The organism is Methylobacterium sp. UNC300MFChir4.1 (genome assembly GCF_900110155.1).
Classification (GTDB): domain Bacteria; phylum Pseudomonadota; class Alphaproteobacteria; order Rhizobiales; family Beijerinckiaceae; genus Methylobacterium.
Genome location: NZ_FOCS01000002.1, coordinates 240,284 through 253,187, shown reverse-complemented (window position 1 = coordinate 253,187; position 12,904 = coordinate 240,284). Strand labels below are relative to the sequence as shown.

The following is a 12,904-nucleotide window of genomic DNA, read 5'->3' as shown; positions in this document are numbered from 1 at the left end:
TCCCGGGCGTCGCGGGCCGCCACGGGCGGGTCGTTGCCGACCTCATCGGTCACCGTCGGCGGTCTCGGTCTCCAGGACCGGGAGCACGCGGCGGACCTCCCGGACCAGGGCGGCGCGATCGAGCCCGCCCTTGTCGATCAGTCCGAGCACCCGTTCCCGGAGCATGCCGCGCTCGGCGGAGTCGAGGGACGCGGCGGTCAGGACCACGACGGGGATCGACCGGGCGGCGGGATCCGCCTGCAGGGCGTCCAGGAAGGCGAGGCCATCCATCCGCGGCATGAGCAGGTCGAGGAGGATGACGCTCGGGCGGGCCTGCGCGATGCGCTCCAGGCCGGCCGCACCGTCGGCCACCCAGTCGACGGTGCAGTGCTCCGAGTCGAGCAGTTGGCGCACGAGGTCGGGCACGTTGGGATCGTCGTCGATCACGAGGACGCGCTCGTTGTCGGGGGCGATCCGCGCGAGGGCGCCGATCAGGGCCTCCCGCTCGAACGGCTTCACGATGTAGTCGGTGGCGCCGAGCCGGAAGCCGAGCTCCTTCTGGTCGACGATGGAGATCAAGACGACCGGGATGTCCCGGGTCAGCGGATCGGTCTTCAGCGCGTGCAGCACCTGCCAGCCGTCGGTGCCGGGCATCATGATGTCGAGGGTGATGGCCCGCGGCTGCAGCTCCCGGGCCTTGACCAGCCCTTCCTGGCCGCTCGCCGCCCCGACCACCGTGTAGCCGGCATCGGCGAGGTTCTCCTTCAGCAGGTAGACGACGTTGGGATCGTCGTCGATCGCGAGCACGACCTTGGCGCCCGAGCGCGGCGCGGTGACGGCGGCGGGTGCCGGCTTCGGGGGCGGCGGCACCTCGGCGCCGCCGGCGATCCGCGGCGGGATGGTGAGCGTGAAGGTCGAGCCCTCGCCCTCGCGGCTCTCGACGCCGATCCGGCCGCCGAGCAGGCGCGCGAGCCGGTGGCTGATCGCGAGCCCGAGCCCGGTGCCGCTGTGGGACCGGGTCGCGCTGTTGTCGACCTGATGGAACTCCTCGAAGATCGCGCTCAGGGCGCCCGCCGGGATGCCGATGCCGGTATCCATCACGGCGAACTCGATGCCCTCATCGACCGAGCGGACGCGGAGCGTGACCGATCCGGCCTCGGTGAACTTGATGGCGTTGCTGAGCAGGTTGATCAGGATCTGCCGCAGCTTCTCCTCGTCCGTGCGCAGCATCGGGGGCGGGTCCCGGACGTCCCGGACCAGGCGCACGCCCTCGTTCTTGACGAGGGGCTCGACGGTGCGGAGGCACAGGTCGAGGACCGGCTCCAGGGCGAAGTCCGAGGGTTTCACCTCCATGCGCCCCGCCTCGACCTTTGCGAGGTCGAGGATGCTGTTGATCAGCGAGAGCAGGTGCTCGGAACTCGCCAGGATTTTCTCGAGATTCTCGAACTGCTTGACCGGCAGGACATCCTTCGCCCGCCGCATCACCAGCCGGGTGAAGCCGATGATCGCGTTGAGCGGGGTCCGCAATTCGTGGCTCATGTTGGCGAGGAAGCTGCTCTTGGCGCGGCTCGCCTCCTCGGCCGCCTCCTTCGCCTGACGCAGGCTCTCCTCGGCCTGCTTGCGCTCGATCACGCGGCCGAGCTGCGCGCCGATATTGCTCATGACCCGGAGCAACGAGGCGTCCGGCGGGGACGCGTCAGGGGCGAAGAACTCCAGCACCGCGACGACGTCGCGCCCGACCGTCACCGGAAAGCCGAACCCCGCCCGGATGCCGTGCTCGACCGCCGCCGGCGCGCGCGGGTCCGCGGCCAGCGTCGGGTCCCCGACGCTCCATTCCGGCGCGCCCGAGACCAGAACGCGGCCGGCCAGGCCCGATCCGGCGGCCAGCGACGTGGCGGCCGTGGCAGCCTGGAATCGCGCGACATCCGCGCCGGGGTCGCAGTGCCAGATGCCGGTCGGGAGCAGCGTCCGCGTCCCGTCCCGGGCCAGGATATGGGCGTGACCGACGGGCCAGCCGGCGTGCTGCGCGACGCGCTCGAGGCAGAAGCGCAGGGCGTCCTCGACCGTCGGGGCCTCGTTGGCGGCCGCGGCGGCGGCCTGGAGCAGCTCGACGAAGGCGGTCTGCTTCTGCAGCGCCAGCTCGGCCTCCTTGCGCTCGGTGATGTCGCTCCAGGACTCGACCACCTCGACGGGCTGGCCCGTCGCGTCCCGCAGGAGGCGCTGCTCGTCCCGGACCCAGCGATAGGTGCCGTTCGCGTGCAGGAACCGGTACTCGATGACGTTGTGCCCGTCCGCGAGCAGGTGCGGGAACTCGGCGAGCACCCGGTCCCGGTCGTCGGGATGGAGCCGCTCCAGCCAGAATTCCGGGCCCGCCAGGTAATCGCCGGGCTCGTAGCCGAGGAGATCGCGCACGTTCTCGCTGATGAAGGTCGGCGCGTTGCGGCCCCCCACCTCGAAGCTGCAGATCATCGACGGGGACGCGGTGAGCAGGTAGGTCAGCCGCCCCTGCGTCGCCTGGAGCACCTGCTCGGCGCGCTTGATCTCGGTCACGTCGGTGTAGACCGCGACGACGCCGCCGTCGTTGGTCTTGCGCTCGTTGACTTGGACCCAGCGGCCGTCGACGCGCTGCTGGAGAAGCGGACCGCGCGGCGCGCGGTAATGGGCGATGCGCTCGGCGACCCAGGCCTCGACGCTCATCCCATCCGGCCGTACGACGCAGGTCTCCGCGACGGCGTTGGCGATGGCCTCGAAGGTCACGCCGGGCACGATGATGGCCGACAGGCCGGGATGGAAATCCTGGAAGTGCCCGTTGCACAGGACGAGGCGATCGTCCGGGTCGAACAGCGCGAAGCCCTCCGAGCTGCTCTCGATCGCCTCGACGAGCTTCTGCTTGGCGACCCCGGCCTCGTCGAGAGGCCCGGCGCTCCGGCTAGGGCCGGCGTCGGCGGCCCGACCTGTCTCGCTGGGTGATCCGGCCGGCGCGTGGGACATACCTCGAACCACTCCGACACCGACGCGCCAGGGGTGACGCCTTGCCCTGCCAAACCTGATCTGCGCGATGCCCGCGGGCGCGCAATTCATTATTCGGCACCGTCGCATGGTCTATTTTGCGGATCAAGCTGTACGGGAATCGCTGTCCCGCCCCAGTCACGGGCTCGCCGTTCGTCGCCCGGTTCGTCGCCCGTCTGCCGGCTTCTCGCTTCCAATCCCGTCCGGAACGCATCGGTGCCATGTCTCGGCGCGGCGTGGCGGCACGCCGAGAAGGTGTATCTTCCGTGAAAACGGAGGAAACGATGGCTTACAAGATCACTTTTCGCCGCGGAAAACGCGAGAGCTTCACCAAGCTGTGGCCGTGCGACCTCGAGGCGGCGACGGCCTACGCGCTCGCGCAGCTCCCCCTGCAGCAGCGCGAGAACGGGGCGACCTCTGTCACCGTGGTCTGCGAGCGGACCGGCGAGGTCGTGTTCAACTCGACCGAGCAGCCCGAGGCCGCGACGGTCTAGGGCATCGCCCGGCCGCGGACCGGACGCTCCCGGAGGGGCCGCGTCGTGCCACCAGATCCCCTCCGTGCGCCCGAGCCCGTCCCGGCCTCGGTGGGCCGCGCCGAACCGGGATCCGGCGCCCACGACTCACCGCCCCGCGTCCTGCACGCGTTCGATCCGCGCTTTCTCGGGCTGACGGGCGCGCCGGCCCCCCATCCTGATGACATCCCTATGCCGGACGCCCCGCACGCGTCTTGGTCCCTCACGGCCGATGCGGACGTGGTCGCGCCATCGGGCATCAGCCCGGATGGAGCCTCCGCATGCCGATCGTCCGTTACATCCTCGCCGAGTGCAGGGCCGACCGCGTCTTCGCGCTGATGGTCGTCGCGCTCGGCGGGTGGTCCGCCGTGTCCCTCGCGCTGCTCGCGCTGAACGTCTTCGAACCCCTGCGGGTCCAGTGAGCGCCGGAGTCGCGCCGCCCTGTCGCGGCGACGCGGCGTCGCCGCCCGGCACGGCACCCCCGGGGTTATCCATCCAGCCGCTGGCGGGCCGCTGCCGCGTCTGCGGCCTCGCCTACGGCGGCATCCTCGGCCGCGAGGCGGGGGTGATCCGGCTCGATCGCGCCCGGTGGCGCCGTCTCTGCCCGGGCGCGGCGTGGCTGACCGTGCCGGCCGCCTGCGCGGGTCTCCGGGCCAGCTTCGGCAGGGGCGCCGGATCCTAACGCGGCCCTTATAAACTCCCGCCCGGTCCTCGCTCGAACCCTAACGCGGTTCCCGGCGACACTGCCGGTCGGCCAAGGCCGGCCGCGGAGCCTCCGCGGCCGGTCCGCCGAACCGGACCAGACCACCATGCTCGACATCGTCTTCCTCGCAGGGGGCCTCGCCTTCTTCGCCGCGGCGGCCGGCTACGCGGCCGCCTGCGACCGGCTCTGAGAGAGGCCGCCATGACCCTCGATCTCGCCCTCGGCGCCTGCGTGACCGCCGGCCTCCTCGTCTACCTCACCTACGCCCTCGTCCGCCCCGAGCGGTTCTGAGCGGCCCTGACGGATCTCCCCCCATGACCCTCAACGGCTGGATCCAGATCGCGCTGTACGGCGCGATCGTTCTGGCGCTCGTGAAGCCCCTCGGGTCGTACATGACCCGCGTCTTCACCGGAGAGCGCACCCTCCTCTCGCCCGTGCTCGGACCGATCGAGCGCGGGCTCTACCGCGTGTCCGGCATCGATGACCGCCAGGAGCAGCACTGGCTGGCCTATACGGGCGCGGTCATCCTGTTCCACGTGCTGGGCTTCGCGGTGCTCTACGCGATCCTGCGCCTGCAGGCGGTACTGCCGCTGAATCCGGCCGATCAGAGCGCGGCGGCGCCGGATCTCGCGTTCAACACGTCGACCAGCTTCATCACCAACACCAACTGGCAGTCCTACGGCGGCGAGACCACGCTGTCGTACCTGTCCCAGATGCTGGGCCTGACGCACCAGAACTTCCTGTCGGCGGCGACCGGCATCGCGGTCGCGGTGGCGCTGATCCGCGGGTTCGCCCGCGCCTCCAGCGGCACGATCGGCTCGTTCTGGGTCGATGTGACCCGCGCGACCCTCTACGTGCTGCTGCCGATCTGCATCCCCTACACACTGTTCCTGGTCTGGCAGGGCATGCCGCAGACGCTCAGCGCCTACGCGGACGCCACGACACTCGAGGGCGCCAAGCAGACCATCGCGCTGGGCCCGGTCGCGAGCCAGGTGGCGATCAAGATGCTCGGCACCAACGGCGGCGGCTTCTTCAACGCCAACGCCGCGCACCCCTTCGAGAACCCCACCGCCCTGTCGAACTTCGTCCAGATGGTCTCGATCTTCGCGATCGGCGCCGCGCTGACCAACGTCTTCGGCCGCATGGTCAGTGACGAGCGTCAGGGCTGGGCGATCCTCGGCGCCATGGGAATCCTGTTCCTGGCCGGCGTCGCCGTCACCTACTGGGCCGAGGCCAACGGCAGCTCGGTGCTCAGCAGCTTCGGGCTCACCGGCGGCAACATGGAGGGCAAGGAGGTCCGCTTCGGGATCAGCGCCTCGGCGCTGTTCGCGGTGATCACCACGGCGGCCTCCTGCGGCGCGGTGAACGCGATGCACGACTCGTTCACGGCGCTCGGCGGCCTGATCCCGCTGCTCAACATGCAGCTGGGCGAGGTCATCATCGGCGGCGTCGGCGCCGGCCTCTACGGCATGCTGATCTTCGTCATCGTGGCGATCTTCGTGGCGGGCCTGATGGTCGGCCGCACCCCCGAATACCTCGGCAAGAAGATCGAGGCGAAGGAGGTGAAGATGGCCATGCTCGGCATCCTCTGCCTGCCGCTGATGATGCTGGGCTTCACCGCCCTGGCGACGGTGGTGCCGGCGGGCCTCGCCGGCCCGGCCAATGCCGGTCCGCACGGCTTCTCGGAGATCCTCTACGCCTACACGTCGGCGGCGGCCAACAACGGCTCGGCCTTCGGCGGGCTGACGGCCAACACGCTGTTCTACAACAGCACGCTCGCCGTCGGCATGCTGGTCGGCCGGTTCTTCGTGAAGATCCCGGTGCTCGCCATCGCGGGCTCGCTCGCGGCCAAGAAGACGGTCCCGGCCTCCGCGGGCACGTTCCCCACCCACGGTGGTCTGTTCGTCGGGCTGCTGGTCGGCGTCGTGCTGATCATGGGCGGCCTGACCTTCTTCCCGTCGCTCGCGCTCGGCCCGATCGTGGAGCACTTCGCGGGCGCGGCCGGCCAGACCTTCGCGACGGGGGGCTGAGATGCCGCGCGCTTTCCCCGCCCGGCGCGTCCCGCGCCACCACCTCGCGCTGCACCGCTCTCCACTGCGGCACGACCGCGGCGGCGCTCAGCCCCTGCGGACCTCCGACCTCATCCTGGCGCTCCTCGGCGTCGTGATGCTCGGCGGCTTCGCCCTGCTGGCCGCCTACGCGCTGACCCTCGGCGCCGGGGGCTGAGCCTCCGCAACCGTGATCGCGCGCGCAGCGAAGCGCGGCCCTGGGTTGCTTCGCTCCGCTCGCAAGGACGGCAGCCTCACTTCAATCTCTCCTCCGGACATCTCCCATGTCGCGTCAGACATCATCCCTGTTCAGCGCCGCCCTGATCGGGCCGGCCCTCCTCGGCTCGGTACGAAAACTCGATCCGCGGGCCATGATCCGAAACCCGGTCATGTTCGTGGTCGAGGTCGTGGCGCTCCTCACCACCGTGCTGTTCGTCCGCGACCTCGTCACCGGCGGCAGCGACCTGCTCTTCTCGGGCCAGATCATCCTCTGGCTGTGGTTCACCCTGATCTTCGCCAACTTCGCCGAGGCCCTCGCGGAGGGTCGCGGCAAGGCCCAGGCCGACAGCCTGCGGCGCACCCGCACCGAGATGACCGCCAAGCGCCTCATTGGGCAGGGCCGGGCCTTCGAGACGGTGCCGGGCACCTCGCTCAAGGTCGGCGACGTCGTCCTGGTCGAGGCCGGAGACCTGATCCCGTCCGACGGCGAGGTGATCGAGGGGGTCGCCTCCGTGAACGAGGCGGCCATCACGGGCGAATCCGCCCCGGTGATCCGAGAATCCGGCGGCGACCGCTCGGCGGTGACCGGCGGCACGCAGGTCCTCTCGGACGAGATCAAGGTCCGCATCACCGCCGCGGCCGGCTCGACCTTCGTCGACCGGATGATCGCCCTCGTGGAGGGCGCCTCGCGGCAGAAGACGCCGAACGAGATCGCCCTGAACATCCTGCTCGCCGGCCTCACCATCGTGTTCGTCTTCGCGGTGGCCTCGATCCCGAGCTTCGCGAGCTACGCGGGCGGGTCGATCCCCGTGATCGTGCTGGTCGCCCTGTTCGTCACGCTGATCCCGACGACGATCGGCGCGCTGCTCTCGGCGATCGGCATCGCCGGCATGGACCGGCTGGTCCGCTTCAACGTGCTCGCCATGTCGGGCCGCGCCGTGGAGGCGGCGGGCGACGTCGACACGCTGCTCCTCGACAAGACCGGCACGATCACCCTCGGCAACCGGCAGGCCACCGAGTTCCGCCCCGTCCGCGGCGTCACCGCGCAGGATCTCGCCGACGCGGCGCAGCTCGCCTCGCTCGCCGACGAGACGCCGGAGGGCCGCTCGATCGTGGTGCTGGCCAAGGAGAAGTACGGCATCCGCGCGCGGGACATGGGCGGCCTCAACGCCACCTTCGTGCCGTTCACCGCGCAGTCGCGGATGTCGGGCGTGGACCTTCAGGGCACGTCGATCCGCAAGGGCGCGGTCGACGCCGTCATCGCCTCGGTCTCGGGCCAGCCGGTCGCCTCGCGCGGCTCCAACGTCGCCCTGGCCGTCCGCCCCGAGGCCGAGACCGGCGTCGTGACCGAGATCCGCGCCATCGCGGAGGAGATCGCCAAGGCCGGCGGCACGCCGCTCGCCGTGGCCAAGGACGGCCGCCTGCTGGGCGTGGTCTACCTCAAGGACATCGTGAAGGGCGGCATCCGCGAGCGCTTCGCGGAGCTGCGCCAGATGGGCATCCGCACGGTGATGATCACCGGCGACAACCCGATGACCGCGGCGGCGATCGCCGCCGAGGCCGGCGTCGACGACTTCCTCGCCCAGGCCACCCCGGAGGACAAGCTCGCGCTGATCCGCAAGGAGCAGGCGGACGGCAAGCTCGTCGCCATGTGCGGTGACGGCACCAACGACGCCCCGGCGCTGGCCCAGGCCGATGTCGGCGTCGCCATGAACACCGGCACCGTCGCGGCCCGCGAGGCGGGCAACATGGTCGACCTCGACAGCGACCCGACGAAGCTCATCGAGATCGTCGGCATCGGCAAGCAGCTGCTGATGACCCGCGGCGCGCTGACGACCTTCTCGATCGCGAACGACGTGGCCAAGTACTTCGCCATCATCCCGGCGATGTTCCTCACGCTCTACCCGCAGCTCCAGGCGCTGAACGTCATGGGCCTCGCCTCGCCGCAGAGCGCGATCCTGTCGGCGATCATCTTCAATGCGCTCATCATCGTCGCGCTGATCCCGCTGGCCCTGCGCGGCGTCACCTACCGGGCCGTCGGCGCGGCCGCGCTGCTGCGCCGGAACCTCCTGATCTACGGCCTCGGCGGCGTCCTGGTGCCCTTCGTGGGCATCAAGGCCATCGACCTCGCCGTCAGCGCCCTCCACCTCGCCTGAACCGGTCCCCGGAGACCTGCCATGCTCAACCAGCTTCGCCCCGCCCTGGTCCTGCTCTCCGCCCTGACGGCGATCACCGGCCTCGCCTACCCCCTCGCGATGACGGGCCTCGCCGGCGCCATCTTCCCCGCGACGGCCGCCGGCAGCCTGATCGCGCGCGACGGCACGGTCGTCGGCTCCAGCCTGATCGGCCAGAACTTCACGGGTGCCGGCTACTTCCACGGCCGGCCCTCGGCGACGACGGCGCCGGACCCGTCCGACGCATCGAAGACGGTGCCGGCGCCCTACAACGCGGCGAACTCCTCGGGCTCGAATCTCGGGCCGACCAGCGCCGCCCTCGCCGAGCGGGTGAAGGCCGATCTCGACGCGCTCAGGGCCGAGAACCCGGATGCGCCCGTTCCGGTCGACCTCGTCACGACCAGCGGCTCGGGCCTCGACCCGGACATCTCGCCTGAGGCCGCCTACTTCCAGGTTCCCCGCGTCGCCAAGGCCCGCAACATCCCGGCGGACAAGCTGCGCGCGCTGGTGTCGTCCCGCATCGAGGCGCGCACCCTCGGCATCCTGGGTGAGCCGCGCGTCAACGTGCTGGCGCTGAACCTCGCGGTCGACGATCTCGCCCGTCGCTGAGGCGCGCCCGGCAGCAGGGGGGACCCCGAAGCTGCGCTGCGGATCCCGCTTCGTCTTTGCGAGCGAAGCGAAGCAATCCAGCCGCGCCACGCGCACCGGCATCCCGCTGCCCTGGGTTGCTTCGCTCCGCTCGCGATGACGCGACGATCCCGCGTTGTCCGCGGCGTTTTGCTAAGATGGCGATCATGCCCGAGACCGGCCGCGACCCGACCCGCCCCTCCCCCGACGCCCTGCTCGAAGCGGCGCGCCGGGAGGAGCGGACGCGCGGCCGGCTCAAGGTGTTCCTCGGCGCCGCACCCGGGGTCGGCAAGACCTACGAGATGCTGACCGTCGGGCGGGCGCGGCTGAAGGCAGGCCTCGACGTCGTGGTCGGCGTCGTCGAGACGCACGGCCGCGCCGAGACCGAGGCCCTGCTCGACGGGTTCGAGACGATCTCCCGCCGTTCCGTTCCGTATCACGGCACCGTCCTGCAGGAGATGGACCTCGACGCCCTGCTGGCGCGCCGGCCGGCCCTCGCCTTGGTCGACGAGCTCGCCCACACCAACGCCCCGGGCTCGCGCCACCCGAAGCGCTACCAGGATGTCGAGGAGCTGCTCGACGCCGGCATCGACGTCCTGACGACGCTCAACATCCAGCACGTCGAGAGCCTCAACGACGTGGTGGCGTCGATCACCCGCATCCGGGTGCGCGAGACGGTGCCGGACGGCGTCCTCGACCGGGCGGACGACATCGAGGTCGTGGACCTCAACCCCGACGACCTGATCCAGCGCCTGAAGGACGGCAAGGTCTACGTTCCGACGCACGCCGAGCGCGCGCTCAAGCACTACTTCTCCCGCGGCAACCTGACGGCGCTCCGCGAGCTGGCGCTCCGGCGCACCGCCGACCGGGTCGACGACGAGCTGCTCGGCCACATGCGGGCCAACGCGATCGCCGGTCCCTGGGCGGCGGGCGAGCGCGTTTTGGTCTGCGTGAACGAGGATCCCCGCTCCGCCGGCCTCGTGCGCCACGCCAAGCGCCTGGCCGACCGCCTGCACGCACCCTGGACGGCGCTCTCCATCGAGGGCGCGCGGGCGGCGGCCCTGAGCGAGGCCGAGCGCGACCGCATCGCCGAGGCCCTGCGGCTCGCCGACCGCCTCGGCGGCGACGCCGTCACCCTGCCGGGCGGGCGCCGGATCGCCGACGACGTGCTCGACTACGCGCGCTCGGCCAACGTGAACCACATCGTCGTCGGCAAGGCGAACCGCTCGTGGCTCTTCGAGCTGGTCAACGGCTCGGTTGTGTACGACCTCGTGCGGCACAGCGGCGCCATCAGCGTGCACGTCGTACCCGGCGAGGCCGTCCCCGACGAGAAGCCGGTGCGCCGCGCCGTGGCGGTGATCGCGCCGCGTCCGGGGCGCGACGCGCGGCCCTACGCGATCGCGCTGGCGGCGATCGCCGCGGGCCTCGGCGCGGCCATCGTCGCGGAACCCTACGCGGGCGTCGAGAACGCCGACCTGTTCCTGCTGACCGCGGTCGTGGCGGTGGCGGTGCGCTGGGGCCTCGGGCCGTCCCTCGTCTCGGTGGTGGCGGCCTCGCTCGCCTACAATTTCTTCTTCCTGCCGCCGGTCTACACGCTCACCATCGCCGATCCGACCAACGTCGCGGCGTTCCTGCTCTTCACCCTGGTGGCCGTCCTCGTCTCGAACCTCGCCTCGCGCGCCCGCCGCGTCGCGGTGGTCAGCCAGGGCCGGGCGCGGGCCACGGAACGGCTCTTCGGCTTCTCGCGGAAGCTCGCCGCCTGCGGCACCCTCGACGACGTGCTCTGGGCCACCTGCGCCCAGGTCGCCGCGATGCTGAAGGTGCGCGTCGTCCTCCTGCTGCCGGACGGCCAGGCCGTCACGGTGCGGGCGGGCTACCCGCCCGAGGACATGCTGGACGAGGCCGATCTCGCGGCCGCGCAGTGGGCCTTCGACAACGACCGGCCCGCGGGCCGGGGCGCCGACACGCTGCCGGGCGCCAAGCGCCTGTTCCTGCCGATGCGGACCGGGCGCGGGACGATCGGGGTGATCGGCCTCGATTCCGACGGCACCGGGCCGATCCTGTCGCCGGAGGGCCGCCGCCTCCTCGACGCCCTGGCCGACATGGGCGCTCTGGCCATCGAGCGGGTCCGGCTCGTGGAGGATCTCGACCGGGCCGAGCGCGCGGCCGAGACCGACCGCCTGCGCCAGGCGCTGCTCACCTCGATCAGCCACGACCTGCGCACGCCGCTCGCCTCGGTCCTGGGCGCGGCCAGCACGCTGCGCGACCTCGAGGCGGCGCTCCCAGCCGACGCCAAGGCGGAGTTGCTGGCCACGATCATCGAGGAGTCGGAGCGGCTCAACCGCTTCATCGCGAACCTCCTCGACATGACCCGGCTGGAGGCCGGCGCGGTGGCCCCGAACCTCTCCGCGCAGGACGTGGCCGAGACGGTCGACACCGCCCTGCGCCGCACCCAGAAGATCCTCGCCGAACACCGCGTCGCCGTGGAGGTCGAGGCCGACCTGCCGCCGCTGGCGCTCGACCCGGTCCTGTTCGAGCAGGTCCTGGTCAACCTCCTCGACAACGCCGCCAAGTACGCGCCCGAGGGCTCGACCGTGACGGTCCGGGCGCGCCGCGCGGACGACCGGGTCCGGATCGCCGTGCTGGACGAGGGCGACGGCCTGCCCGAGGCGGATATGGAGCGGGTCTTCGACAAGTTCTACCGCGTCCGGAAGGGCGACCGGGTCCGGGCCGGCACGGGGCTGGGCCTCGCCATCTCCCGGGGCTTCGTTGAGGCGATGGGCGGCAATGTCACGGCCGAGAACCGTCGCGACCGCTCGGGCGCCTGCTTCACCGTCAGCCTGCCGATTCCAGCCCGGAACGCGCCCAGGGACATCGCCGCATGAGCCCCACGATCCTCGTCGTCGACGACGAGCCGCCGATCCGCAAGCTCCTCCGCATGGGCCTGGCCACCCAGGGCTACGCCATCCTGGAGGCGCCCGATGCCCGGACCGCCCTGGCGCTGCTCGGCCGGGAGGGCGTCGATCTCGTGATCCTCGATCTCGGCCTGCCCGACATGCGCGGCCACGACCTGCTGCGGTCGGTTCGATCGAGCCATCCCGACCTCCCGGTCGTCGTGCTTTCGAGCCGCGACGACGAGAGCGGCAAGGTCGAGGCGCTCGATCTCGGCGCCAACGACTACGTGACCAAGCCGTTCGGCATGGCGGAGCTGCTGGCGCGCCTGCGGGCCGCCATGCGCCACCAGCTCGCCGCGCGGGGCGAGCGGCCGATCTTCCGCGTCGACACCCTGTCGGTCGATCTGGTCCGCCGGATCGTGAAGGTCGACGAAGCTGAGGTGAAGCTGACGCCGCGCGAGTACGATTTCCTGCGCGTCCTGGTCCTGCATGCCGGCAAGGTGCTCACCCACGCGCAGCTGATGCGCTCCGTGCCGTCCTCGTCCGATCCGCAATACCTGCGCGTCTACGTGCGCCAGCTCCGCCAGAAGCTGGAGGCGGATCCCGAGCGCCCGCGGATCTTGCTGACCGAGACCGGTGTCGGCTACCGCCTGCGCGCGCCCGACGACGAGCCGGCCCCGCCGCACCGCGGCGCCGGCGGCGCGACCGCCCACTGATCCCGAGGACGACCCGATGTGTC

The 12,904-nt window shown here is 71.4% G+C and carries 10 protein-coding genes; 9 read left to right on the top strand and 1 reads right to left on the bottom strand.

Features of this window, described 5'->3' with window-relative positions; genetic code table 11:
• Positions 1–42: 42 nt before the first annotated feature.
• A complete protein-coding gene (locus tag BMY19_RS04605) occupies positions 43–2,970 on the bottom strand; it encodes a response regulator (protein ID WP_100250992.1) in 2,928 nt (975 codons plus the stop codon).
• A 302-nt stretch (positions 2,971–3,272) separates the two neighbouring features.
• Between BMY19_RS04605 and BMY19_RS04600 the strand changes: the two genes are divergently transcribed.
• From BMY19_RS04600 to BMY19_RS04565, 9 genes are all read left to right on the top strand, one after another.
• Complete coding sequence (locus BMY19_RS04600) at positions 3,273–3,482, top strand: hypothetical protein (protein ID WP_020091585.1); 210 nt, start codon at positions 3,273–3,275, stop codon at positions 3,480–3,482.
• Positions 3,483–3,781: 299 nt separating this feature from the next.
• Positions 3,782–3,922: a hypothetical protein gene (locus BMY19_RS30775; RefSeq protein WP_020091584.1), complete on the top strand. Its 141-nt coding sequence runs from the start codon at positions 3,782–3,784 to the stop codon at positions 3,920–3,922.
• Between the two features lie 482 nt (positions 3,923–4,404).
• On the top strand, positions 4,405–4,494 hold the full coding sequence (locus BMY19_RS04595; RefSeq protein WP_020091582.1) for a K(+)-transporting ATPase subunit F: 90 nt from the start codon (positions 4,405–4,407) through the stop codon (positions 4,492–4,494).
• A 23-nt stretch (positions 4,495–4,517) separates the two neighbouring features.
• Positions 4,518–6,233, top strand: a complete 1,716-nt coding sequence (gene kdpA / locus BMY19_RS04590) for a potassium-transporting ATPase subunit KdpA (protein ID WP_100250991.1) — start codon at positions 4,518–4,520, stop codon at positions 6,231–6,233.
• A gap of 1 nt (position 6,234) precedes the next feature.
• Complete coding sequence (locus tag BMY19_RS04585; RefSeq protein WP_091677801.1) at positions 6,235–6,429, top strand: hypothetical protein; 195 nt, start codon at positions 6,235–6,237, stop codon at positions 6,427–6,429.
• Between the two features lie 106 nt (positions 6,430–6,535).
• On the top strand, positions 6,536–8,626 hold the full coding sequence (gene kdpB / locus BMY19_RS04580) for a potassium-transporting ATPase subunit KdpB (RefSeq protein ID WP_100250990.1): 2,091 nt from the start codon (positions 6,536–6,538) through the stop codon (positions 8,624–8,626).
• 21 nt (positions 8,627–8,647) lie between these two features.
• Positions 8,648–9,253 carry a K(+)-transporting ATPase subunit C gene (locus tag BMY19_RS04575; protein WP_100250989.1) on the top strand — a complete coding sequence of 202 codons (606 nt, stop codon included), beginning with the start codon at positions 8,648–8,650 and terminating at the stop codon, positions 9,251–9,253.
• Positions 9,254–9,438: 185 nt separating this feature from the next.
• Entirely contained in the window at positions 9,439–12,156 is a 2,718-nt protein-coding gene (locus BMY19_RS04570) for a sensor histidine kinase (protein WP_100251124.1), read from the top strand.
• Positions 12,153–12,881 carry a response regulator gene (locus tag BMY19_RS04565; RefSeq protein WP_091924434.1) on the top strand — a complete coding sequence of 243 codons (729 nt, stop codon included), beginning with the start codon at positions 12,153–12,155 and terminating at the stop codon, positions 12,879–12,881. Before BMY19_RS04570 ends, BMY19_RS04565 begins: the two co-directional genes overlap by 4 nt.
• Positions 12,882–12,904 lie beyond the last annotated feature (23 nt).

Coding starts and splice junctions, on each gene's coding strand:
- BMY19_RS04605 (WP_100250992.1), bottom strand. CDS start 2,970: ATGTCCCACGCGCCGGCCGGATCACCCAGCGAGACAGGTCGGGCCGCC.
- kdpA (WP_100250991.1), top strand. CDS start 4,518: ATGACCCTCAACGGCTGGATCCAGATCGCGCTGTACGGCGCGATCGTT.
- BMY19_RS04595 (WP_020091582.1), top strand. CDS start 4,405: ATGACCCTCGATCTCGCCCTCGGCGCCTGCGTGACCGCCGGCCTCCTC.
- BMY19_RS04570 (WP_100251124.1), top strand. CDS start 9,439: ATGCCCGAGACCGGCCGCGACCCGACCCGCCCCTCCCCCGACGCCCTG.
- BMY19_RS04575 (WP_100250989.1), top strand. CDS start 8,648: ATGCTCAACCAGCTTCGCCCCGCCCTGGTCCTGCTCTCCGCCCTGACG.
- kdpB (WP_100250990.1), top strand. CDS start 6,536: ATGTCGCGTCAGACATCATCCCTGTTCAGCGCCGCCCTGATCGGGCCG.
- BMY19_RS04600 (WP_020091585.1), top strand. CDS start 3,273: ATGGCTTACAAGATCACTTTTCGCCGCGGAAAACGCGAGAGCTTCACC.
- BMY19_RS04585 (WP_091677801.1), top strand. CDS start 6,235: ATGCCGCGCGCTTTCCCCGCCCGGCGCGTCCCGCGCCACCACCTCGCG.
- BMY19_RS30775 (WP_020091584.1), top strand. CDS start 3,782: ATGCCGATCGTCCGTTACATCCTCGCCGAGTGCAGGGCCGACCGCGTC.
- BMY19_RS04565 (WP_091924434.1), top strand. CDS start 12,153: ATGAGCCCCACGATCCTCGTCGTCGACGACGAGCCGCCGATCCGCAAG.